We start from the raw sequence: 20559 nt of genomic DNA, 5'->3' as shown, positions 1-20559 counted from the left end.
GTCATATCGATATCGAAGACTGAGCTTCTTAGCGGTTCTCGAGCAGCGGGGCCTGATCCTGGAGGGTCGCCGCCTTGCCGACCGCAGGGTCACCCGCGTGGAAGGTCGCGCCGGAACCGGGAACGATCGGCTCGCTTTCGACCTCGACCGAGCCGGTGGTCATGTCGTCGGTCATGGCGCCATCCCGGGTGGCGGTGCCATAGTCGGCCCGGCCAGTCGCCATCGTGTTCCCGGTCTGCATCGTATTCGTTTCAGACATCGTCGCTCTGTTCGACGTCGCGGCCGTCTGAGCCGACGCGCCGAAAGCAAAAACCGATGCACTGACAAGAGCTGCGGAGAAAATCGTAGCCATCTTCATGATGGAATTCCTTTACCTGTATTCACTCTGCACGATTCGAGCGGATCGAACCGCGCATTACCCTTTGAGGCTATTGCCCTTCTGGGTTCGGCATGACAACGGGATGAATGGCCGACGGTTCCGCGATTTCTTTTTGCACTGCATCAAACAGCGGGAGCGATGCGTTCGCTGCGCCTGGCTCCTCACACGACGGAACAAACGGTGCCGCCGACAGCGCGCGCAACGTCCGGCCCTTGCGAAGACTCGCAGCTATTTCAGCGGCTTGCGTCCTTCGGCCCCGACAGCCGTGCCGCCACGGCCGGCCGTGATCGCCTTCAGACGGTAGAGCGCCTCCAGCGCGTCGCGCGGCGTCATCGCGTCCGGATCCAGTGAACTCAACGCTTCGTGAAGGGCGGTCTCGGCAGGTGCGGCGGCGGGTTCGCTGCGACGGGCCGCCGCAGAGAACAGCGGCAGGTCGTCGATGAAGGCGGTGCGCTTCTCGCCCTGCTCGCCGCGTTCCAGTTCCTTCAGGACATGCCTGGCCCGTTCCACCACCGCTGCCGGCAGGCCGGCAAGCCGCGCCACCTGGATCCCGTAGGAGCGATCGGCGACGCCCGAGGCGACCTCGTGCAGGAAGACGACCTCGCCCTCCCATTCCTTGGCCCGCATGGTGGCGTTGTGCATGCGCGCCAGTCGCCCGGCAAGCGCCGTCATCTCGTGGAAATGGGTGGCGAAGATCGCCCGGCAGCGATTGACCTCGTGCAGGTGCTCGACGGCGGCGAAGGCGATCGAGAGCCCGTCATAGGTCGCCGTGCCCCGGCCGATCTCGTCGAGGATGACCAGCGCCCGCTCGCCGGCCTGATTGAGGATCGCCGCCGTCTCGACCATCTCCACCATGAAGGTCGAGCGGCCCTCGGCGAGATCGTCCGACGCGCCGACGCGGGAGAACAGGCGGTCGACGATCCCGACATGGGCTCTGGCGGCCGGGACGAAGCTGCCGATCTGGGCAAGGACGGCGATCAGCGCGTTCTGGCGCAAGAAGGTCGACTTGCCGCCCATGTTCGGCCCGGTCAGCAGCCACAGCGCACCCTTGCCGCCCGGCTCCTTCGGCGACAGGTCGCAGTCATTGGCGACGAACGGATCGCCGGAGCCCGCCTTCAGCGCCGCCTCCACCACCGGATGGCGACCGGCTTCCACGCAGAAGGCGAGGCTGTCGTCGACGAGCGGCTGCGTCCAGTCCTCGGCGACGGCGAGTTCGGCGAGCGCTGCGGAGACGTCGAGGACCGCGAGAGCCTGCGCCCCGCGCTGCAGGGCCTCGGCCTCGGAAAGGACGCCGCCCGCCAGCCGGTCGAAGATCTCCAGTTCGAGGCGCAGCGCCTCGGCCGCCGCGCCGGCGATGCGGGCTTCGAGTTCTGAAAGCTCGGCGCTGGTGAAGCGCATCGCCGAGGCCATGGTCTGGCGGTGGATGAAGCGCCCGGCGCCCTCGCCCGTGGTCAACGCCTTCGCCTGCGCCTCTCCGACCTCGACGAAATAGCCGAGGACGTTGTTGTGCTTGATCCTCAGATTGCGGACGCCGGTCTCGCTCGCATAGCGGCCCTGGAGTTCGGCTATCACCTTGCGCGAATCCTCGCGCAGCGCGCGCGCCTCGTCGAGCGCCGGTTCGGCGCCCTCGCGCACGAAGCCGCCATCGCGCTTCTGGACGGGCGCGGAATCGACCAGCGCCTCGGACAGCGCCTGGTGCAGCGCCCGCGGCAGGGACTCGAGGGCGCCGCGCGCCTCGGCAAGTTCCGCCGGCAGGTCGAGCGCGGAGAGATCATCGCCAAGCGCCAGCGCCGCGGTGAGCCCGCCCTGGATCGCGGCGAGATCGCGCGGTCCGCCGCGGCCGAGGGCGAGCCGCGACAAGGCGCGTTCCCAGTCCGGCAGGCCGGCGAGCGTCCGCCGCAGCTTCCGCCTGATGTCCGCATCGCCCAGAAACTCGGCGAGCGAGGCCTGGCGCCGGCGAATGGCGAGAGGGTCGGTGAGCGGCGCGGCGAGCCTGGCGCCGAGAAGCCTGGCACCGGCGCCGGTGACGGTGCGGTCGATCGCGGCGAGAAGGCTGCCCTGGCGCTTGCCGGACAGGGTGCGGGTGAGTTCGAGCGACCCGCGCGTCGCCGGATCGATCTCCATGACCGAGCCTGCGGCGACCTTCTGCGGGCGCTGCAGGATCGGCCGGGCGGCGAGCTGCGTCTTCGCGATATAGGCGGTGAGCGCGGCGGCCGCCGAAAGTTCGGCGCGCGAGAAGCGCCCGAGCCCCTCCAGGGTGGCGACGCCGAAGAAGCGGCAGACCCGCTCCTCGGCGCTCGCTCCGTCGAACAGGACCTGCGGTTCCGGCCGGACGGCGCGGCCGAACCGCTTCAGGACCGGCTTCAGGCCCGCATCGTTGAAGACCGGCTCGGCCAGGACGATCTCGCTCGGCTCGATCGCCGCAATCTCCGCCTCGAGCCTTGACCGGTCCGTCTCGGCGAGCCGGAAGGAGCCGGTCGAAAGGTCGGCCCAGGCGAGGCCGTAGGATGCTCCCTCGCCCGCCCCGCCGAGGCGCGCCAGAGCCATTAGGTAGTTCGGCCGGCCGGGATCGAGCAGCGCCTCCTCGGTGATCGTGCCGGGCGTGACGAGGCGCACGACGTCGCGCTTGACCACCGATTTGGAGCCGCGCTTCTTCGCCTCGGCCGGGTCCTCGACCTGTTCACAGACCGCAACGCGGTGCCCGAGCGAGATCAGCTTTTCCAGATAGTCGTCCGCGGCATGGACCGGGACGCCCGCCATGGGGATGTCCTCGCCAAGATGCTTGCCACGCTTCGTCAGCGCGATGCCGAGCGCGCGCGAGGCCTCGGCCGCGTCGTCGAAGAACAGTTCGTAGAAGTCGCCCATCCGGTAGAACAGGAGGCAGTCGGGATTGGCCGCCTTGATCTCGATATATTGCGCCATCATCGGCGTCAGGGCGGCGTCCTTCTCGGCTGGCATCGTGCGGCGGTTCTTCCCATTCCAGGCGGCGAGGCGAGCGAAAGCCCGCGCCGAGCGCTCCCCTCAGCCTTGGACGGGATCGGCCGGGGGATTCAAGAGGGCGGGACGTGTTTCAACAGTCTGCATGCGCGATGCGCTTCCGCGATGGACTCGGTCAGCGGCGTGCGGCGGCGAAGACGGGCCGGGAGTGGCCCCCCGGAAAGCCGCGGCCGGCTCCCGCCGGAGCAGCGAAGCGCGATGACCCTGGTCTCGTGGAAACAGCGGATCTCTCCCGCCGGCAGCGCGGCGGACGCCGCTGCCGAAGAACCCTGTCAGTCCTCTTCGCCCGTGTCGGACGGGGCGGACTCCTCGACCTCCACGGCGGCGCCGGGGATGACATAGGAGCCGGAGAGCCAGCGGTTGAGATCCACCGCCTTGCAGTGCGCCGAGCAGAACGGATAGGCCTCGCGCGTCGAGGGCCGGCCGCATTCGGGGCATTTCCGCTTCGGCCGCAGCGGCGTCAGATTGGCAGGTACGCTCACGCGTCCTCTCCTTCCCGCTCCCCCTCTGCGGGCTGGGAGCTCTCGTCGGCTCCGACCTCCGGCACGCGCCAGCGCGCATGGATGTCGTAGCCCTCGCCGGCGAGCAGGGCGAGCGTCTCGTAGAGCGGCAGCCCGACGACATTGGTGTAGGAGCCGACGAGGCGCACGACGAAGGCCCCGGCAAGGCCCTGGATGGCATAGCCGCCCGCCTTGCCGCGCCACTCGCCGGACCCGACATAGCTCTCGATGTCGAGCCGCGACAGCCGCTTGAAGCGGACCCGCGTCTCGATCAGGCGCTGGCTGACGGCGCCGCGCGGGCCGATCAGGCAGATGCCGGTATAGACGCGGTGCGTGCGCCCCGACAGCGTGCGCAGATTGGCGACCGCATCGTCGGCGAGCTCGGGCTTCGGCATGATCTGGCGGCCGACGGAGACGACCGTATCGGCGGCGAGCACGCAGGAGGGACCCACGTCCAGCTCGCGCAGACGGCCGGCCGCGACCTCGGCCTTGCCCTTGGACAGGCGCTTGGCGAGGGAACGGGGATGCTCGCCCTTCTGCGGCGTCTCGTCGAGATCGGCCGGCATCAGGCGATCGGGCTCGATGCCCGCCTGCTGCAACAGGGCCAGCCGCCTGGGAGAGCCCGAGGCCAGCACCAGCATGGGGCGGCTTGCTGCCATCGCCGTCACCTCTCGCTCGGCCTGCTACTTGAAGCGATAGGTGATGCGACCCTTGGTCAGGTCGTAGGGCGTCATCTCGACGAGCACCTTGTCACCGGTCAGAACGCGGATGCGGTTCTTGCGCATGCGCCCGGCTGTGTGCGCGATGATCTCGTGGTCATTCTCGAGCTTGATCCGGAACGTCGCGTTGGGCAGGAGTTCTGTGACGGTGCCGGGGAATTCGAGAACTTCTTCTTTTGCCATAAGGTATCTGGTCCTGAACGATGTCGGTTCGCCGGCGCTTCGCCGGCGGCATGCGGGTTCGCCGAGGTGCGGCGAGGAATTGGGGATCGCGCCTTAAATCGGGGCAAACGCGTCAAAAAGCAAGACTATACCGCCGGAGCGGCGAGAAGCCCTGGTATTGGCGACCGCTCGCGCGGCCGATGCGGCTCAGCCGGAGATGCGCTCGATCTCGGCGCCGCAGCCGGAAAGCTTCTCCTCCAGCCGCTCGAAGCCGCGGTCGAGGTGATAGACGCGATTGACCATGGTGTCGCCGTCCGCCGCAAGGCCGGCGATCACCAGCGAGACCGAGGCCCGAAGGTCGGTCGCCATCACCGGGGCGCCCTTCAGCCGCGAAACGCCCTCGACGCGCGCGACCTGTCCGGACAAATGGATCCGCGCGCCGAGCCGCGCCAGTTCCTGGACATGCATGAAGCGGTTCTCGAAGATCGTCTCGGTGATCTCGGCGGTGCCGTTCCCCATCGTCATGAGCGCCATGAACTGCGCCTGCAGGTCGGTCGGAAATCCCGGGAAGGGATCGGTGACGACGTCGACCGAAGAGATGCCGCCGCCATTGCGATAGATCCGCAGGCCATTCTCCACCTCGGAGACCGTGGCGCCGGCCTCGGCAAGCGTCGACAGAGCCGTCGGCAGAAGATCCGCGCGCGTGCCGGTGAGGACGACGTCGCCGCCGGTCATCGCCACCGCCATCGCATAGGTGCCGGTCTCGATGCGGTCCGGCAGCACCCGGTGGCGGGCACCGGACAGCGCCGAGACGCCCTCGATGACGATCCGTCCCGTCCCGGCTCCCGTGATCCGGGCGCCCATCGCGTTGAGGCAGTCGGCGAGATCGACGATCTCCGGTTCGCGCGCGGCGTTCTCGAGGACCGTCTCGCCCTTGGCGAGCGTCGCGGCCATCATCAGGACGTGAGTCGCGCCGACCGAGACCTTGGGAAAGACGAAGCGCGTGCCGACGAGGCCGCCCTTGGCCTCGGCCACGGCATAGCCGGCGTCGATGTCGATCGTCGCGCCCATCGCGCGCAGCCCGTCGATGAACAGGTCGACCGGGCGCGTGCCGATCGCGCAGCCGCCGGGCAGCGAGACCTTCGCCTTGTGCATGCGGGCGAGAAGCGGGCCGATCACCCAGAAGCTCGCGCGCATCTTGGAGACCAGCTCGTAGGGCGCGGTCGTGTCGACGATGTTGCGGGCGTTGAAATGGATCGTGCGACCGAGGCTCGGGTCGTGATGCAGCCGCTTGCCGACCACGGAGAAGTCGACGCCGTGATTGCCGAGGATGCGGGTCAGCTGCTCGACATCGGCGAGATGCGGGACGTTTTCCAGCGTCAGCGTGTCGTCGGTCAGAAGCGAGGCAATCATCAGCGGCAGGGCGGCGTTCTTCGCCCCCGAGATCGCAATCGTCCCATTGAGTTCGTTGCCGCCGCGAATGCGAATACGGTCCATCTCGGCACCCCACTCCTGCCCCTTGCGAGGGGCGTCTCTACACTAGAGGTCGAATGGTATCAAATCCATGGCGAAACCACGGCGGGCAAACCGGGATTGCGCCAGCGTTAACGCTGCGGAACTCGTGCGACGGCCGAACAGCGCGCGCCCGGGCGCCGCGATCAGTCCGGCCGCAGAAGCGCGGTGAGGCCGAAGACGACGATACCGACGAGCGCGAGCTTCCAGAAATCTCCCCGCCGCCTCAGGCCCGGCAGGCCGAAGGGGCGCACGAGATGGGCGGCCATCAGAAGGACGAACAGGACCGAGAAGAGTTTGCTCATGCCCAGCGGGCTAGCCGATACCGGCTGGGCGCGCCAGTCGCCCGCACCATCAGATCGAATGCAGCGCGCCGGAGGCGACGACCGGCCCGGTCGGTCGGCCGGTCGGCGAGCCGCCCTCGGGCTCCATCGAGACCGCGAGCGCGGCATTCGGGTCGGCAATCGCGCGCGACTTGATCTCGAGCCGCAGCGGCCGGGACATGTCGAGGAGGCCGAGCGAGCGGGGCGCGCCGCCCTGCGGCACCAGCCAGAGTTCCGGCACGCGGCCGCCTCCGTCGGGATTGGCGACGGGAACGAAGGTCGCCTGTCCGTTCACCGAATCGATGACGATGGTGGCGAGCGGCGAGCCGTTCTCCGCCGAAAGGGTCGCGGTGAAGGTCCCCGGCAGGCCCGGGCCGGGGCCCATGGCGCCGAACTCGCCGATCCCGGCGGCAACGACGATGAGCGCGGCGAGGCTCGCGGCAGCGAGCCCGATGCCGGCCAGGCCGATCCACTGCCAGATGCCGGAAACACGCCGGCCGCGCGGACGGACGGCTTCGGAGGCAGATCCGGGAGCGCGGCGGGTCATGTGATCGAGATCGGCCGCGATCCGTTGCCAGAGTCCCACTGGCGGCTCGGCTTCCGGAATCGCGGCTGTGAGCGGTGCGAGGCGCTCGGCCCACACATCGATCTCGGCGGCAAAGGCCGGGTCGTGGGCCGCCCGCCGCTCCGCCGACCGACGCGCGGCGCCGTCCAGCGTTCCGAGCACGTACTCGGCCGCAAGATCTGCATCCTCCCGTTCGTGGTCCTGCGGATCGCTCATCGCGACAGGCATCCCTTCAGTTTGACCAGGCCGCGGCGGATCAGGCTCTTCATCGTGCCGAGCGGCATGCCCGCGCGATGCGCCAATTCCTCATAGGTCAGGCCGCCGAAAAAGGCGTCGGTGATGGCCGAGCGCGTCCGGTCGTCGACCTCGCCGAGGCAATCCGACAGGCGGCGGGCTTCGTCGCTCCGGCCGAGAAGTTCGAGCGCGTCGGGCGAATCGTCCGCGACCTCGCCGGCATCCTCGATCGGCTGGCCGCCGGGGCGCGGCCCGAGCGCCCTCAGCCGGTCGATCGCCCGGTTCCGCGTGATCGTCGCCAGCCAGGTGATCGGGCTCGCGCGGGCGCCGTCATAGCGGTCGGCCCGGTTCCAGATGGTCAGGTACACGTCCTGCAACACGTCTTCGGCTTCCTCGCGATCCTTCAAGATACGCAGGCAGATGCCGAAAAGCTTCCCGGAGGTGCGCTGGTAGAGATCGGCGAGCGCCGCCCGGTCGCCCGCCGCGACCGCGCCGAGGCGTTCAACAAGATAGGCCCGTCCCTCGTCTCCCCTCAAAAGGGAACTCCCGTCCATCGATCCGTCCGCGCCCTCACCATGCCGACAGGGCAACAGCCTCGGCGGGAGAAAGTCAACGCGTCGGTGGGGAATGCCGACACGGTCCAGAGCCTGCTGCCGCCGGTCAGTACGGCGCCTCGCTGGCGCCCATCTCTACATAGACGGACTTCACCTGGCTGTAATGCTCAAGCGCCGCCCGGCCGTTCTCCCGGCCGATCCCCGACCGCTTGAAGCCGCCGAAGGGCATTTCGACGGGCGTCAGATTGTAGGCGTTGATCCAGCAGGTGCCAGCCTGAAGCCTGGCGACGACGCGGTGGCCGCGCTGGATGTCCTTGGTATAGACGCCCGCCGCGAGACCGAACTCGGTGGCGTTGGCGCGGGCGATCGCCTCCGCCTCGCCGTCGAAGTCGAGGACGCACATGACCGGGCCGAAGATCTCCTCGCGCGCGATCCGCATGGCGTCCGTCACGCCGGTGAAGACAGTCGGTTCGACGAACCAGCCCTCGGCGAAGTCGGGGACACGGGCCGCGCCGCCGCCGCAGGCGAGGGTCGCGCCCTCCTCCCGGCCGATCCGCATATAGTTCAGAACCTTGTCGTACTGGGCCTTGGAGACCAGCGGCCCGAGATCGGTCGAGGGATTCAGCGGGTCGCCGAGCTTGATCGTCCTTGCCCGCTCGACGAGCTTGGCGACGAAGGCCTCGCGCACCGCCCGCTCGACGAAGACGCGCGTGCCGTTCGAGCAGATCTGGCCGGTGGAGTAGAAATTGCCGAGGATCGCGCCGGAGACCGCCGCGTCGAGGTCGGCATCGGCAAAGACCAGGATCGGCGACTTCCCGCCGAGTTCGAGCGTAACGTGCTTGGTGGCCTTGGAGGCCGCCTCCATCACCTTGGCGCCGGTCGGCACCGAGCCGGTGACCGAGACCTTGGCGATCTTGGGATGGGAGGCGAGCGCGGCGCCGACCGCGCCGAAGCCCTGGACGACGTTGAAGACGCCGGCGGGCACCCCGGCCTCGGTCAGGACCTCGGCGAGCTTCAGCGCCGAGAGCGGCGTCACCTCCGAGGGCTTGAAGATCATCGCATTGCCGCAGGCGAGCGCCGGCGCCGACTTCCACGAGGCGATCTGGATCGGATAGTTCCAGGCGCCGATCCCCGCGCAGATGCCGAGCGGCTCGCGCCTCGTATAGGCGAAGGATCCGCCGAGATCGATGTATTCGCCTTTGATGTCGGCCGCGAGCGCGCCGAAATATTCGAGGCAATCGGCGCCCGAGGCGGCGTCGGCGACCAGCGTCTCGGCGAGCGCCTTGCCGGTGTCGAGGGTTTCGAGTTCGGACAGCGCCTCGTTGCGTTCGCGCATGATCGCGGCGGCGCGCCGAAGGATGCGGCCGCGCTCGGCCCCGGTCATCGCGGCCCAGGCCACCTGGCCCTTTTCGGCGGCGGCGATCGCCTTGTCGATGATGGCGGGGGTGGCGGCATGCAGCCTGGCGATCGTCTCCCCGGTCGCCGGGTATACGCTCTCGAAGGCCTCGCCGGAATCGTCCTCCTCGTAGCGGCCGTCGATATAATGGGAGGCTTGGGGTTGCGCGCGCATGGATGGGCCCTTCGCAATGTCTTTCTCTCAGACGCGTCTTAACCCGTGCGAACCCGTCGCCGCCACCGCCCTCGTCCCGCTCCTTGCAAACAAATTCGCGCCTCGCTATCTGATCCTCGGGTCGCGGGACCCGGCCGCTCGCGGGCGCAAGCCATGGTGAATTCCCGCTCCGTCATCCCGCCAGTCGATTTCCTCCCGAAGATCGCGCGCGGCCGACCGGCAATTCGCGGGCCCCGGACAGATGCCGCATGCGCATTCCCAGGCGGAAAGGCACTGACATGACCGGCATAACGACCCCCGACATCGCGACCCTGAAGACGCAGGCGAAGCGCCTGCGCTCCGGCCTCGGCGAGAGCGGACACGACATCTCCCACGGCGCCGCGCTGGAGCTCGTCGCGCGCCAGCACGGGTTCCGCGACTGGAACACCGCGCACGCCCGCGCCGACACCCCGGACGGGGCAAGCCCGGGTCGCGGCGTCTCGGCGCTGACCATCGGCTCGGCGGTGTCCGGCCGCTATCTCGGCCACGCCTTCACTGGCCGGCTGGTGGCGCTGCAGGCGCTCTCGGCAAGCGGGCGCTTTCGCGCGACGATCCAGTTCGACCAGCCGGTCGACGTCGTCGCCTTCGAGAGCTTTTCCTCGTTCCGGCGCCGCGTCACCGCCGTCGTCGACGGCGCCGGACGCACCCGCGAGAAGACCTCGGACGGCCGCCCGCATCTGGAACTGTCGCTCTAGCAAAGCGCGGGACATCTTCGCGTGAGCCCGTCGCCGCCCCGGCGGCGGGCGATAGATGAGCCGGCAGGCACCCCAACCAGGAGATCCGCCATGAGCGACGAGCGTACGGCCCAGATTCGCGAGCGCATCACCATCGAACCCGCGCCACGGACGGTCACCGCGACCTTCGAGGGAGCGACGCTGGCCCGCAGTGGCAAGGCGCTGCTGCTGAAGGAGCGCGGTCACGATCCGGTCTTCTACCTTCCCAAGGAGGACGTGGAGATGGCGCTGATGACGCCGACCGATCGCCACACCACCTGCCCCTGGAAGGGCGAGGCCCGCTACTGGTCGATCCGCGACGGCGAGAAGACGGCGGACAACGCCGTGTGGGCCTATGACACTCCCCATGACGGGGTCGGAGAGATCGCCGGCCATGTCGCCTTCGACAGGCGCTTCGTAGAGGTGGCGGAGACCGACTAGACCTAAGGATAGCGGGAGGGCATCGCTGCCCTCCCGCATCTTTCATCCAGCCTTTGTCGACCGTTTTGTCAGCCGATCAGTCCGCGCTGGTGCTGCCGGTCGTCGTCCGGTCGGAGCCGTCGGTTGCCTGTCCGACCGTGGAATTGGCGGTCTTCGCCTGCTGGCCGTCCTTGGTCTGATCGGTCGAGGAGGTCTTGGTGGCTGGCGTGCCCACCACGTTCACCGCGTCGAGCACCACGGAATCCTCGATCGCCTTCAGGTCGAGATTGGCCTCGTAGAACTTGTTGGCGTTCAGATCCTTGGCCGCCGCCTGAAGCTGGTTCCAGGTCTTGTCGACCGGCGCCAGTGCCATCGTGTACTGCACGTCGATGCCAGCGAGCTTCAGCGTATCGAGCGCGCCCTTGCGATCGCCCTGCTTCAGCGACTGGTTCGCCTTGTTGACTGACTGGGTGTTATCGGCCGTGACCGTATAGCCCTTGGCGAGGTTCACCTGGGCGTCGATCGGCAGCCAGTTTACGGGCTTGCCGTTGTCGTCGCCGGTCTGCGCGATCCGGGTCGTCTCGCCCTGCCCGCCGTTCGCAGCGGAGCTGGCGGTACTCTGGCCGGTATTGCCGTTCATGCCATTCTGGTTCGCGCCCTGCGGCGGCTTGATGTCGGCCATCGCCTTCATGAAGCTGGTGCGGTCGTTCTCGGCCTTCTTGAACGAGGCCTGGGCGCTGGAAACCAGCTTCACCGCCTGCTTGGTCTCGCCCTGGAAGATCGCAAGGCGCGCCAGCCGGATGTCGTGGAACGCGTTGAAGCCCTCCTTGGAGAGCTGGGTGAAGTCCCGGCTTGCCGCCTCGACGGGCTTGGCCGTCTGCGACTTCGAACTTGCCGTGGTCTGGTCGGACGTATTGCCGTTCGAGGCCGCGAAGGCGGCCGGTGCGAGGGCAGTCGCGGAAGCGAGAGCGGCGGCGAAAATCATGTTCCTGGTCATGCAAATCTCCCTTTCTCGAACCCGGCTCCTCTGCCTGTCGCTCACCATGAGCGCCATTGAAGGAGCGTCGGGTGTCGTCGGGGGTAAAACCTGAAGTGGGCCCGCAATGTTGCGTTACAATCGGGTCATGAACGATATGTCAGGAACGCCGCACAGAGCACCCGCGCGTCCGCCCGCGGCGGGCGCGGTCCGGCGTCAGGAGGAGGATCCCCGGCGGTCGCTGTGGCCGAGGTCGCGCTCGGGATCGAGACGGTCACGCACCCTCTGCTTCAGCACCTTCGCCTCCGGAAAGCCGCCATCGGCCTTGCGCTCCCAGACCCTCTCCCCCTCATAGGAGATCTCGAACACCCCGCCCGTCCCAGGGATCAGCGCCACCTCGCCCAGATCCGCCCCAAAGGTCGAGAGAAGTTCCTGCGCGAGCCAGGCGGCGCGTAGGAGCCATTGGCATTGGGTGCAGTAGGTGATGGTGATCCGGGGCTTCGCTGCGGGCAGGGTCGTCGTCATGTCCTCTCCTCGGTCGCGCGCGGGCGACCTTGGCATGCAGCGCTCACTGTAGACCAGATAGGGACCAGCGCTCTGAAAGGTGAGTCCGCAGAGGCAACACGATCATTACATTCTACAAGGATTGTTGTATAATTTGCGCCGATGACCGAGCCTGACCCGTCGCGGCGCTCACCGCCCTTGCCCATTCCGACCGCCTCGCTGACCATCACCGCCGCCTCCTGGCTCACGGCCTCGACGTCCTTCGCCAATCCCGCCGTCGCGCTCGCTCGCGCCTTCACCGACATCTTCTCCGGCATCAGGCCATCAGACCTTCCCGGCATCGTCCGTGCCGAATGCGCCGGAGGCCTCCTTGCTCTCGTCCTCTTCGTCTGGCTACTCAATCCCGGCATGCGCCTGACCATCCGCGGCGCCCTGCGCGGACAGGCCGAGTGACCAACCTGAAATCACCACCCGAGAAAGTGCCGAGATGACCGTCACCATCTACCACAATCCCGAATGCGGGACCTCGCGCAACACGCTGGCGATGATCCGCCAATCCGGCGAAGAGCCCGAGGTGATCGAGTACCTCAAGACGCCGCCGAGCCGCGAGACGCTGATCGAACTCCTCGACATGATGAAGATGAAACCGCGCGATCTCCTGCGCGAGAAGGGCACGCCCTACAAGGAACTCGGCCTCGACGACCCCAAGCTGAACGACGAGGAGATCCTGCAGGCAATGATGGAGCACCCGATCCTGATCAACCGCCCGATCGTCGTCACCGACAAGGGCGTCCGGCTCTGCCGGCCGTCGGAAAAGGTCCTGGAGATCCTGCCGAATGCCGCCATCGGCACCTTCACCAAGGAGGATGGCGGGGTCGTCGGGGCGGGAGACGCGCCGCATGGCTGACGGCGACCGCGGGCCAGCCACGGACGAGGCGGCGCGGGACGACGCCGAGCGGTTCGGCGACCTTCCCAATCTCGTCGCGGGCGCCTTCCGCCCGGTCGATCCGGCCAACTTCGTGGCGCCGGGGCACTCGCACCACCCGCCACGGATCCTGACGCTCTACGGCTCGCTGCGCACGCGGTCCTATTCGCGGCTGACGGCGGAGGAGGCCGGCCGGCTTCTGACCGCCTTCGGCTGCGAGGTCAGGACCTTCGATCCGCGCGGCCTGCCCTTGCCCGACGCCGCCGAGCCCGACCATGAGAAGGTCAAGGAATTGCGCGATCTTGCGACCTGGTCCGAGGGCATGGTCTGGGTCAGCCCGGAGCGGCACGGGGCGATGACCGGCATCATGAAGGCGCAGATCGACTGGCTACCCCTGTCGCTCGGCGGCATCCGCCCCACTCAGGGCAAGACGCTCGCCGTGATGGAGGTCTCCGGCGGCTCGCAGAGCTTCAATGCCGTCAACCAGATGCGCATTCTCGGCCGTTGGATGCGGATGGTGACGATCCCCAACCAGTCCTCGGTAGCCAAGGCCTTCAACGAGTTCGACGAGGCGGGCCGCATGCGGCCTTCGCCCTATTACAACCGCATCGTCGACGTCTGCGAGGAACTGGTGAAGTTCACCTATCTGACGCGCGGCCGCTCGGCGATGCTCACCGACCGCTATTCCGAACGGGTCGAGGGCGCCGCGGAACTGTCCGCGCGCGTCAACCAGCCCTCGCTCTGACGCGCGGCTCCGACCGGCGTCATATGAAATCCGTTTGATCGCTTCGCGATAACGGATTTCATAGACGCTCAAACGCCGCGCGCGCTGTGACACGGTCTCCGGCTGGACCAGCCGGAGACCGTATCAGACCGCCGGCCAGTGGTGGTGGAAGACGCCATCCTTGTCGAGCCGATGGAAGGTGTGCCCCCCGAAGAGGTCGCGTTGCGCCTGGGTGAGATTGGTGGTGCCGCGCGGCCGCCGGTAGTCGTCGAAATAGGCGAGCGCCGCCGACAGCGCCGGCACCGGAATGCCGGCGAGCGACGCGCTGGCGACCACCTTGCGCAGCGCCGCCTGCCCCTTCGACACCCGGCCGACAAAGGCCGGCGACTGCAGGAGGTTCACCACCTTCGCCCCGCCCTCATAGGCCTTGGCGATGTCGTCGAGGAAATGCGAGCGGATGATGCAGCCGGCCCGCCAGATCTCGGCGATCGTGCCGAGCGGCAAGTTCCAGGCAAATTCCTCCGAGGCCGAGGCCATGGTGGCATAGCCCTGCGCATAGGCGATGATCTTCGCGGTCTCCAGCGCCGCTTCCAGTTCGGCGAGGCCGTCCTCGTCGCCGGCGAACTCGGCCGGCTCCGTCTTCACCGCCTCGTAGACGCGCGCCGCCGCGATCCGCTCATCGCGCCTGGCCGAGACGCCGCGCGCAGACACCGCCGCCTCGATCGTGGTCGCGCCGACACCGAGCTTCTGCGCCTCGATGACCGCCCAGCGGCCGGTGCCCTTCTGGCCGGCCTCGTCGGTGATCAGCTCGACCATCGGCTTGTCGGTATCAGGGTCCTTTTCGGCGAGGTTCACCGCGGTGATCTCGATCAGATAGGAGGCGAGGCCGCGCGTGTTCCAGTCGCGGAAGATGTCGGCCATCCGGTCCGGCTGAAGCCCTAGCCCGTCGCGCATGATGCCGTAGATTTCGGCGATCATCTGCATGTCGGCATATTCGATGCCGTTGTGGAGCGTCTTGACGAAATGACCGGCACCGTCCGGTCCGAGCCAGGCGACGCACGGCTCGCCCTTGTACTGGGCCGCGATCTTCTCGAGGATCGGCTGGAGCGTGCCATAGGTGTGCTCGGCGCCGCCGACCATGATCGAGGGGCCGTGCCGCGCCCCGAGTTCGCCGCCCGAGACGCCCATGCCGACGAAGTGGAGCCCGGTCCCCTCGACCGCCTTCGAGCGGCGGACCGTGTCGTTGAAATCGGCATTGCCGGCGTCGATCATGACGTCGCCATCGGACAGGAGCGGCGAGACCTTCTCCATCTCCTCGTCGACCAGCGGACCGGCCGGCACCATGAACAGGACGCGGCGCGGCGACTTCAGGCTGGCGACGAAATCCTGAAGCGTCCCGGCCGGGAGGATGTTTTCGGCAAGCTCCGGATTGTCGGACTTCAGCGCATGGGCCTTGGCGACGGTGCGGTTGTAGACGGCGACCGTGAATCCCTTCTCGGCGATGTTGAGGGCGAGATTCGCCCCCATCGTGCCGAGTCCGATGACGCCGATATCGGCAGAAGCGGTGCCCATCATGTTCTCCCTTCGACAGAGCGGCGCCTTGGGGGGCGCCCTTCGCTTGACGACCTACCGGATCAGCTCTTCAGCCGCCAGCCGGTCTTGAAGATCCACCAGATCGCCGTGAGCGCGACGAACAGGAACACCGCGGTCATGGCGAGACTGATGGAGATCGTGACGTCCGAGGTTCCGTAGAACGCCCAGCGGAAGCCGCTGATGAGGTACACGACCGGATTGACAAGGCTAACGTCCTGCCAGAAGGGCGGCAGCATCCTGATCGAGTAGAAGCTGCCGCCGAGAAAGGTCAGCGGCGTGATGATCAGGAGCGGCACCAGCTGCAACTTCTCGAACCCGTCCGCCCAGATGCCGATGATGAAGCCGAACAGCGCGAAGGTCACCGCCGTCAGCACCAGGAAGGCGAGCATCCAGACCGGATGCTCGATCCTGAGATCGACGAACAAAGCGGCCGTGGCGAGGATGATCAGGCCCAGCATGATCGACTTCGTCGCCGCCGCACCGACATAGCCGAGCACGATCTCGAAGGCCGAGATCGGCGCCGACAGGAGCTCGTAGATGGTGCCGACGAATTTCGGGAAGTAGATGCCGAAGGCGGCGTTGGTCAGGCTCTGCTGCAGGAGCGACAGCATGATCAGGCCGGGCACGATGAAGGCGCCGTAGGAGATCCCGTCGACCTCCTGGATGCGCGAGCCGATCGCCGCGCCAAAGACGACGAAATAGAGCGAGGTCGAGATGACCGGCGAGATCACGCTCTGCAGGATGGTGCGGAAGGTCCGCGCCATCTCGAAGCGGTAGATGGCGGCGACGGCGGTGAGGTTCATGCCCGGTCCTCGACGAGGTTCACGAAGATCTCCTCCAGCGTCGACTGCTTGGTGGAGATGTCGCGGAAGCGTATCCCCTGTTCGGCGAGCCGCCGCATCAAGGTGGCGATCCCGGTTCGATCGGCATTGGTGTCGTAGGAATAGGTCAGCCGGTCGCCTTCCGGCGAAAGCGACAGATCGTAGTCGGAAAAGCCGTCCGGCACCGCGGACAGACTATCCTGCAGATGCAGCGTCAGCTCCTTGTGCCCGAGCTTGCGCATCAGCTCGGTCTTGTCCTCCACGAGGATCAGCTCGCCGCGCGAGATGACGCCGATCCGGTCGGCCATCATCTCGGCTTCCTCGATATAGTGGGTGGTGAGGATGATGGTGACGCCCGACTCGCGCAGTTTCCGCACCACCTCCCACATGTCGCGGCGAAGCGCGACGTCGACGCCGGCGGTCGGCTCGTCGAGGAACAGGACCTCCGGCTCGTGCGACAGCGCCTTGGCGATGAGGACGCGGCGCTTCATGCCGCCGGACAGCGTCATGATCTTGTTGTCGCGCTTTTCCCAGAGCGAAAGATCGCGCAGGACCTTCTCGATGTGGGCCGGGTTCTTCGGCTTGCCGAACAGCCCACGCGAGAAGGAGACGGTCGCCCACACGCTTTCGAAGGCGTCGGTGGTCAGCTCCTGCGGGACGAGACCGATCTTCGTGCGCGCCGCGCGGTAGTCGCGGGAGATGTCGTGGCCGTCGACCGTGACCGAGCCTTCCGAGCGGTTGACGATGCCGCAGACGATCGAGATCAGCGTCGTCTTGCCCGCACCGTTGGGCCCGAGGAGAGCGAATATCTCTCCCTTGGGGATTTCCAGATTGATCGATTTCAGCGCCTGAAATCCGCCCTCATAGGTCTTCGAGAGGTCGCGGATGGACAGGATCGGCGGGGAGGCGGTCGTCGAAGACATGAGAGCCCGTATGGGAGACGGCGAGATGCTCGGCCGACGACGGCCGGCCGAGTGACGCAGCGCCAGATAGGTGGTTGGGGCGCAACGGGAAGGCCGGGAGCCCGAAGCGCGGGGTGAACAGGGCGTTGCCACTCGTCGCCCGGCCGTCGTCGGCCCGTCTCAGGGCAGGCGGCCGATCCGGTCGGCGAGCAGCGAAAAGAACGCATCCGCATCGCCGGAGCGGATCCAGATCGCGTTCTTCGGCCGGTCGGTGACGCCCCAATAATCGGCGACGGTCATTCCGCGCGTCAGCGAACTTCCGGTTTCGATCTCGACATTGACGCTGCGGCCCTCGAAGATCTCGGGCGCCAGCACATAGGCGGTAACGCAGGGGTCGTGCAGCGGCGCGCCGTCCCAACCATATTTCCGGCGGTCGAAGGCCTCGGAGAAGCGCAGCATGGCGGCCACCGCTTCGCCGGCGCGATTGGACAGAGCCGCAAAGGCGTCGATGCGGGCCGGCGTCGAGATCATCCGGTGGGTGACGTCGAGCGGCAGGACGGTGATCTTGGCGCCGCTGGCAAACACGATCCGCGCGGCTTCCGGATCGACATAGATGTTGAATTCGGCCGTCGGAGTGATGTTGCCGACCTCGAAATAGGCCCCGCCCATCAGAACGATGTCCTTCAGCCGCGCGGCGATGTCCGGGGCCTTCGCGATGGCGAGCGCGACATTGGTGAGGGGTCCGAGCGCCATGATCCGGATCGTGCCCTCCGGATGGGCTCTCACCGTCTCGATCAGGAAATCGACGCCATGCTGCGCCCGTGGCGGCGTCGACGGCGCCGGCAGCTCGGGCCCGTCGAGGCCGCTCTCGCCGTGGACGTGCTCGGCTGTCACGAGGGTCCGCGAAAGCGGACGGTCCGCGCCGGCATAGACGCCGACATCCGTCCGCCCGGCCAGTTCGACGAGCTTCAGCGCGTTGCGCGTCGTCGCCGCCAGCGGAATATTGCCGGCGACGGTGACGATGCCGAGGACGGCAAGCTCCCGGGAGGCGAGCGCCGTCAGGATCGCGACGGCATCGTCCTGTCCCGGATCGGTGTCGAAAATGACGTTCTGCACCATGACGTGAATTTCCCGTGATGCCGGATTGGCAGGATCCTCGCCGATCCGGTGTCACGCCCCGATAGCGGCAGGCGGCGGCGCATTCAATGCGCGGCACGCTCCTTGTCCGTACAACAATCTTTTCGCCCGACGTTGCGAAGGCTTCACAGTCAAATGCTTCCGATCGGTGAGATTTCCCCTATATGACTGTCTCACGTAAGTTCGGCGCCCTGATTCGAACCCACGTTGCAAGATGCCGGACCCGCGCGCCGGTCTGAGATTTCGAGAAAAAATGGCCAAGACAAAGCGGCGCAAGCAGGTCGCCGCGCTCCCCTATCGATTGACCGACGACGGCGCCCTGGAGGTGCTGATGGTCACCTCCCGCGACACCGGACGCTGGGTGCTGCCGAAAGGCTGGCCGATGAAGCGCCGCCGGAAGCATCAGGCGGCCGCCATCGAGGCGTTCGAGGAAGCCGGCGTCGTCGGGAAGGCCAGAAAGACCGCGATCGGATCCTACGAGTATTACAAGCGCACGGAATGCGGCGATATTCCCTGCCGGGTCCTCGTCTATCCGCTGCCGGTCGTCGACCTGCAGGAAGAGTGGCCGGAGAGCCACCAGCGGACCCGCCGCTGGCACGACCCGAAGCTGGCGGCGGAGCTTGTGGACGAGCCGCATCTGCAGTCGCTGCTTTTGGCCTTCGGCGAGCGGCGCCGGCCATCCTGATCATCTACACCGGCCGACCGCGAGGCTCCTTGCCCCGAGTGATGCAACCGTTCGGCCGCAGCGCCGTTCGCTCTCCTCGACCGGGGGCCCCGCGGCAGCGGAGCCGGTGCGCTGCGGCCAGGCCGTGGACAGAGCCGTTCCCCGCCTCGTGACCACGACCAGGAAGGACCGCCTCATGCCTCTGCTCAAATCCATCCACACCGACGGCATCGTCGAACTCAGCGACGGCGTTCGCTACCGCGTCCTGAAGGGACAGGGCGATCTCGCCGGGCGCTGGCTGGAAGGGACGGACATCACCGTGCGCCAGCATCCCGAGCGCGCGGAGAACGAGGTGCATCTCGACAATCCGAGCGCCGGCGAGGGTGTCGAAGCGATCCGCGAGGACTGATCCGCGGACGCTCACGATCCCGGCGGCAGTCGGCGGACGGCCCCCGGACCGACGATCCGGCACCCGCCCCGCGGGTGCCGCGCCGCCTTCAGACCTGCGGACGGCGTCCGCGATAGGGATAGCGCGGATCGGCGTGACCGGCGACCGGCAGCTGTCCTGGCGCACAGAGGCCTGAGAGGAACGCCTCGTCCTCGGGGCCATAGGGGGTTTCGATCGCCTTCAGATAGCCCTCCAGCTGGTCGAGGGTCTTCGGTCCGATCAGGACGGACGGGATGCCCTCGTTCGCAAGAACCCAGCGGATCGCGAGCCCGGCTGGCGGCCGGCCGCTCCTGTCCGCATAGTCGGCGACCTCATTGGCGAGCGACACCGTCTGCGGAACGAACTCGACTTCGAGCATGCGCTTGTCGCCGCGGTCCGCGCGCGAGCCCTCGGGCGCCCCGTTCCGGTATTTCCCGGTGAGGATGCCGCGCCCGAGGGGCGAGTAGGGCACGACGCCGATCCCGAAATGCCGGCAGGCCGGCAGATACTCGGCCTCCACCACGCGGTTGAGGATGTGGTAGTAGGGCTGCGCGACGACCGGTCGGGGAATACCCAGCGCATCGGCGATCCGGATCATCTCGGCGATCTTCCAGGCCCGGAAATTCGAAAAGCCCCAATGCCGGATGGCGCCAGTCTCGATCAGCCCGCCGAGCGCGGCGACGATCTCTTCCAGCGGCGTCACCTCGTCGTCGAGATGGAGATAGTAGAGATCGATCGTCTCGCGTTGCAGCCGCTCGCGCGACATCTGCGCCGCCCGCGCGATCCATTCCGCGGAGAGCCCGCCGGAGCCCTGGACGCCGCTCACCGGGTTGCCGACCTTGGTCGCAAGGAAGAGATCGTCCGGCGCATCGCGGAGTTGGCGCCCGAGGATCTTCTCCGATTCCTGCCCGGCATAGGCATCGGCCGTGTCGACGAAATTGCCGCCGGACGACAGGAATCGCTCCAGGATCGCCCTCGACCCGGCCTCGTCGGTCTGGTCGCCGAACATCATCGAACCGAGGCAAAGGCGGCTGACGGCGGGACCGCCGGGAAAAAGGGGCATGCGCGGGAGTGTCGTCATGGGGTGATCCTTCCTACTACTGCCGGCCGGTCGCAGACCGCAGGCACGGGCCCGCTTATCGGCAACCGGCAAGTTAGGGTCCGTTCGTCCATGAGGCAGGGCAATGGCCTCCTCGCAA

The 20559-nt window shown here is 67.5% G+C and carries 23 protein-coding genes and 1 pseudogene; 7 read left to right on the top strand and 17 right to left on the bottom strand.

The window, feature by feature from the left end; genetic code table 11:
• Positions 1–28 precede the first annotated feature (28 nt).
• From LH400_RS25675 to betB, 10 genes are all read right to left on the bottom strand, one after another.
• Complete coding sequence (locus LH400_RS25675; protein WP_229156302.1) at positions 29–358, bottom strand: hypothetical protein; 330 nt, start codon at positions 356–358, stop codon at positions 29–31.
• Between the two features lie 249 nt (positions 359–607).
• Positions 608–3337 carry a DNA mismatch repair protein MutS gene (mutS, locus tag LH400_RS25670; protein WP_229156301.1) on the bottom strand — a complete coding sequence of 910 codons (2730 nt, stop codon included), beginning with the start codon at positions 3335–3337 and terminating at the stop codon, positions 608–610.
• A gap of 311 nt (positions 3338–3648) precedes the next feature.
• Entirely contained in the window at positions 3649–3858 is a 210-nt protein-coding gene (gene yacG, locus LH400_RS25665; protein WP_229156300.1) for a DNA gyrase inhibitor YacG, read from the bottom strand.
• On the bottom strand, positions 3855–4535 hold the full coding sequence (locus LH400_RS25660) for a Maf-like protein (protein WP_229156299.1): 681 nt from the start codon (positions 4533–4535) through the stop codon (positions 3855–3857). The genes yacG and LH400_RS25660 overlap by 4 nt, the downstream gene beginning before the upstream one ends.
• Positions 4536–4559: 24 nt before the next feature.
• A complete protein-coding gene (gene infA, locus LH400_RS25655) occupies positions 4560–4778 on the bottom strand; it encodes a translation initiation factor IF-1 (RefSeq protein WP_055892241.1) in 219 nt (72 codons plus the stop codon).
• Between the two features lie 186 nt (positions 4779–4964).
• Positions 4965–6254: a UDP-N-acetylglucosamine 1-carboxyvinyltransferase gene (murA, locus tag LH400_RS25650; protein ID WP_229156298.1), complete on the bottom strand. Its 1290-nt coding sequence runs from the start codon at positions 6252–6254 to the stop codon at positions 4965–4967.
• 161 nt (positions 6255–6415) lie between these two features.
• Positions 6416–6574 carry a hypothetical protein gene (locus LH400_RS25645; RefSeq protein ID WP_229156297.1) on the bottom strand — a complete coding sequence of 53 codons (159 nt, stop codon included), beginning with the start codon at positions 6572–6574 and terminating at the stop codon, positions 6416–6418.
• Positions 6575–6623: 49 nt separating this feature from the next.
• Complete coding sequence (locus LH400_RS25640; RefSeq protein WP_229156296.1) at positions 6624–7373, bottom strand: anti-sigma factor; 750 nt, start codon at positions 7371–7373, stop codon at positions 6624–6626.
• Positions 7370–7945, bottom strand: coding sequence for a sigma-70 family RNA polymerase sigma factor (locus LH400_RS25635; protein ID WP_229156295.1), 576 nt, complete (start codon positions 7943–7945; stop codon positions 7370–7372). The genes LH400_RS25640 and LH400_RS25635 overlap by 4 nt, the downstream gene beginning before the upstream one ends.
• A gap of 106 nt (positions 7946–8051) precedes the next feature.
• Positions 8052–9515, bottom strand: coding sequence for a betaine-aldehyde dehydrogenase (gene betB / locus LH400_RS25630; RefSeq protein ID WP_229156294.1), 1464 nt, complete (start codon positions 9513–9515; stop codon positions 8052–8054).
• A 278-nt stretch (positions 9516–9793) separates the two neighbouring features.
• On the opposite strand from betB, the gene LH400_RS25625 reads away from it, so the two are divergent.
• Both LH400_RS25625 and LH400_RS25620 read left to right on the top strand, forming a co-directional pair.
• A complete protein-coding gene (locus LH400_RS25625) occupies positions 9794–10249 on the top strand; it encodes a glyoxalase superfamily protein (protein WP_229156293.1) in 456 nt (151 codons plus the stop codon).
• A 90-nt stretch (positions 10250–10339) separates the two neighbouring features.
• Positions 10340–10708: a DUF427 domain-containing protein gene (locus tag LH400_RS25620; RefSeq protein WP_229156292.1), complete on the top strand. Its 369-nt coding sequence runs from the start codon at positions 10340–10342 to the stop codon at positions 10706–10708.
• Between the two features lie 76 nt (positions 10709–10784).
• Here LH400_RS25620 and LH400_RS25615 read toward each other — a convergent pair whose 3' ends face one another.
• Both LH400_RS25615 and LH400_RS25610 read right to left on the bottom strand, forming a co-directional pair.
• Positions 10785–11684, bottom strand: a complete 900-nt coding sequence (locus LH400_RS25615) for a YfdX family protein (RefSeq protein ID WP_229156291.1) — start codon at positions 11682–11684, stop codon at positions 10785–10787.
• Between the two features lie 195 nt (positions 11685–11879).
• A complete protein-coding gene (locus LH400_RS25610; RefSeq protein WP_229156290.1) occupies positions 11880–12188 on the bottom strand; it encodes an Rdx family protein in 309 nt (102 codons plus the stop codon).
• 198 nt (positions 12189–12386) lie between these two features.
• On the opposite strand from LH400_RS25610, the pseudogene LH400_RS25605 reads away from it, so the two are divergent.
• The 3 genes and pseudogenes from LH400_RS25605 to arsH all read left to right on the top strand — a co-directional run.
• A pseudogene (locus tag LH400_RS25605) lies at positions 12387–12620 on the top strand (hypothetical protein); the annotation flags it as partial.
• A 34-nt stretch (positions 12621–12654) separates the two neighbouring features.
• Positions 12655–13074 carry an arsenate reductase (glutaredoxin) gene (gene arsC / locus LH400_RS25600; RefSeq protein WP_229156289.1) on the top strand — a complete coding sequence of 140 codons (420 nt, stop codon included), beginning with the start codon at positions 12655–12657 and terminating at the stop codon, positions 13072–13074.
• Positions 13067–13837 (top strand): arsenical resistance protein ArsH, encoded by a 771-nt coding sequence (arsH, locus tag LH400_RS25595; protein ID WP_229156288.1) that lies wholly within the window; start codon positions 13067–13069, stop codon positions 13835–13837. The genes arsC and arsH overlap by 8 nt, the downstream gene beginning before the upstream one ends.
• 123 nt (positions 13838–13960) lie before the next feature.
• Here the strand turns inward: arsH and gnd are convergent, their stop codons facing one another.
• The 4 genes from gnd to LH400_RS25575 all read right to left on the bottom strand — a co-directional run bounded on the left by gnd (position 13961) and on the right by LH400_RS25575 (position 18251).
• A complete protein-coding gene (gnd, locus tag LH400_RS25590; RefSeq protein ID WP_229156345.1) occupies positions 13961–15388 on the bottom strand; it encodes an NADP-dependent phosphogluconate dehydrogenase in 1428 nt (475 codons plus the stop codon).
• Positions 15389–15450: 62 nt separating this feature from the next.
• Positions 15451–16212: an ABC transporter permease gene (locus LH400_RS25585; protein ID WP_229156287.1), complete on the bottom strand. Its 762-nt coding sequence runs from the start codon at positions 16210–16212 to the stop codon at positions 15451–15453.
• On the bottom strand, positions 16209–17153 hold the full coding sequence (locus LH400_RS25580) for an ABC transporter ATP-binding protein (protein ID WP_229156286.1): 945 nt from the start codon (positions 17151–17153) through the stop codon (positions 16209–16211). The genes LH400_RS25585 and LH400_RS25580 overlap by 4 nt, the downstream gene beginning before the upstream one ends.
• A 159-nt stretch (positions 17154–17312) precedes the next feature.
• Positions 17313–18251, bottom strand: a complete 939-nt coding sequence (locus LH400_RS25575; protein WP_229156285.1) for a nucleoside hydrolase — start codon at positions 18249–18251, stop codon at positions 17313–17315.
• A 271-nt stretch (positions 18252–18522) separates the two neighbouring features.
• Between LH400_RS25575 and LH400_RS25570 the strand changes: the two genes are divergently transcribed.
• Both LH400_RS25570 and LH400_RS25565 read left to right on the top strand, forming a co-directional pair.
• Positions 18523–18954 (top strand): NUDIX hydrolase, encoded by a 432-nt coding sequence (locus LH400_RS25570; protein WP_229156284.1) that lies wholly within the window; start codon positions 18523–18525, stop codon positions 18952–18954.
• A 175-nt stretch (positions 18955–19129) separates the two neighbouring features.
• Complete coding sequence (locus LH400_RS25565) at positions 19130–19342, top strand: hypothetical protein (RefSeq protein ID WP_229156283.1); 213 nt, start codon at positions 19130–19132, stop codon at positions 19340–19342.
• A gap of 88 nt (positions 19343–19430) precedes the next feature.
• Here the strand turns inward: LH400_RS25565 and LH400_RS25560 are convergent, their stop codons facing one another.
• Entirely contained in the window at positions 19431–20441 is a 1011-nt protein-coding gene (locus tag LH400_RS25560) for an aldo/keto reductase (protein WP_229156282.1), read from the bottom strand.
• Positions 20442–20559: the final 118 nt, after the last annotated feature.

Origin of the sequence: Jiella soli, assembly GCF_020615385.1 — a bacterium.
Lineage (GTDB): Bacteria > Pseudomonadota > Alphaproteobacteria > Rhizobiales > Rhizobiaceae > VKMB-3413.
The sequence above is the reverse complement of the archived record's forward strand: the minus strand, read 5'-3'. Positions and strand labels throughout refer to the sequence as shown.

What these genes read in the sequence shown, in the direction of transcription:
- LH400_RS25675 (WP_229156302.1), bottom strand. Translation starts at nt 358, where the DNA reads ATGAAGATGGCTACGATTTTCTCCGCAGCTCTTGTCAGTGCATCGGTT.
- mutS (WP_229156301.1), bottom strand. Translation starts at nt 3,337, where the DNA reads ATGCCAGCCGAGAAGGACGCCGCCCTGACGCCGATGATGGCGCAATAT.
- LH400_RS25660 (WP_229156299.1), bottom strand. Translation starts at nt 4,535, where the DNA reads ATGGCAGCAAGCCGCCCCATGCTGGTGCTGGCCTCGGGCTCTCCCAGG.
- infA (WP_055892241.1), bottom strand. Translation starts at nt 4,778, where the DNA reads ATGGCAAAAGAAGAAGTTCTCGAATTCCCCGGCACCGTCACAGAACTC.
- murA (WP_229156298.1), bottom strand. Translation starts at nt 6,254, where the DNA reads ATGGACCGTATTCGCATTCGCGGCGGCAACGAACTCAATGGGACGATT.
- LH400_RS25645 (WP_229156297.1), bottom strand. Translation starts at nt 6,574, where the DNA reads ATGAGCAAACTCTTCTCGGTCCTGTTCGTCCTTCTGATGGCCGCCCAT.
- LH400_RS25640 (WP_229156296.1), bottom strand. Translation starts at nt 7,373, where the DNA reads ATGAGCGATCCGCAGGACCACGAACGGGAGGATGCAGATCTTGCGGCC.
- LH400_RS25635 (WP_229156295.1), bottom strand. Translation starts at nt 7,945, where the DNA reads ATGGACGGGAGTTCCCTTTTGAGGGGAGACGAGGGACGGGCCTATCTT.
- betB (WP_229156294.1), bottom strand. Translation starts at nt 9,515, where the DNA reads ATGCGCGCGCAACCCCAAGCCTCCCATTATATCGACGGCCGCTACGAG.
- LH400_RS25625 (WP_229156293.1), top strand. Translation starts at nt 9,794, where the DNA reads ATGACCGGCATAACGACCCCCGACATCGCGACCCTGAAGACGCAGGCG.
- LH400_RS25620 (WP_229156292.1), top strand. Translation starts at nt 10,340, where the DNA reads ATGAGCGACGAGCGTACGGCCCAGATTCGCGAGCGCATCACCATCGAA.
- LH400_RS25615 (WP_229156291.1), bottom strand. Translation starts at nt 11,684, where the DNA reads ATGACCAGGAACATGATTTTCGCCGCCGCTCTCGCTTCCGCGACTGCC.
- LH400_RS25610 (WP_229156290.1), bottom strand. Translation starts at nt 12,188, where the DNA reads ATGACGACGACCCTGCCCGCAGCGAAGCCCCGGATCACCATCACCTAC.
- arsC (WP_229156289.1), top strand. Translation starts at nt 12,655, where the DNA reads ATGACCGTCACCATCTACCACAATCCCGAATGCGGGACCTCGCGCAAC.
- arsH (WP_229156288.1), top strand. Translation starts at nt 13,067, where the DNA reads ATGGCTGACGGCGACCGCGGGCCAGCCACGGACGAGGCGGCGCGGGAC.
- gnd (WP_229156345.1), bottom strand. Translation starts at nt 15,388, where the DNA reads ATGGGCACCGCTTCTGCCGATATCGGCGTCATCGGACTCGGCACGATG.
- LH400_RS25585 (WP_229156287.1), bottom strand. Translation starts at nt 16,212, where the DNA reads ATGAACCTCACCGCCGTCGCCGCCATCTACCGCTTCGAGATGGCGCGG.
- LH400_RS25580 (WP_229156286.1), bottom strand. Translation starts at nt 17,153, where the DNA reads ATGTCTTCGACGACCGCCTCCCCGCCGATCCTGTCCATCCGCGACCTC.
- LH400_RS25575 (WP_229156285.1), bottom strand. Translation starts at nt 18,251, where the DNA reads ATGGTGCAGAACGTCATTTTCGACACCGATCCGGGACAGGACGATGCC.
- LH400_RS25570 (WP_229156284.1), top strand. Translation starts at nt 18,523, where the DNA reads ATGGCCAAGACAAAGCGGCGCAAGCAGGTCGCCGCGCTCCCCTATCGA.
- LH400_RS25565 (WP_229156283.1), top strand. Translation starts at nt 19,130, where the DNA reads ATGCCTCTGCTCAAATCCATCCACACCGACGGCATCGTCGAACTCAGC.
- LH400_RS25560 (WP_229156282.1), bottom strand. Translation starts at nt 20,441, where the DNA reads ATGACGACACTCCCGCGCATGCCCCTTTTTCCCGGCGGTCCCGCCGTC.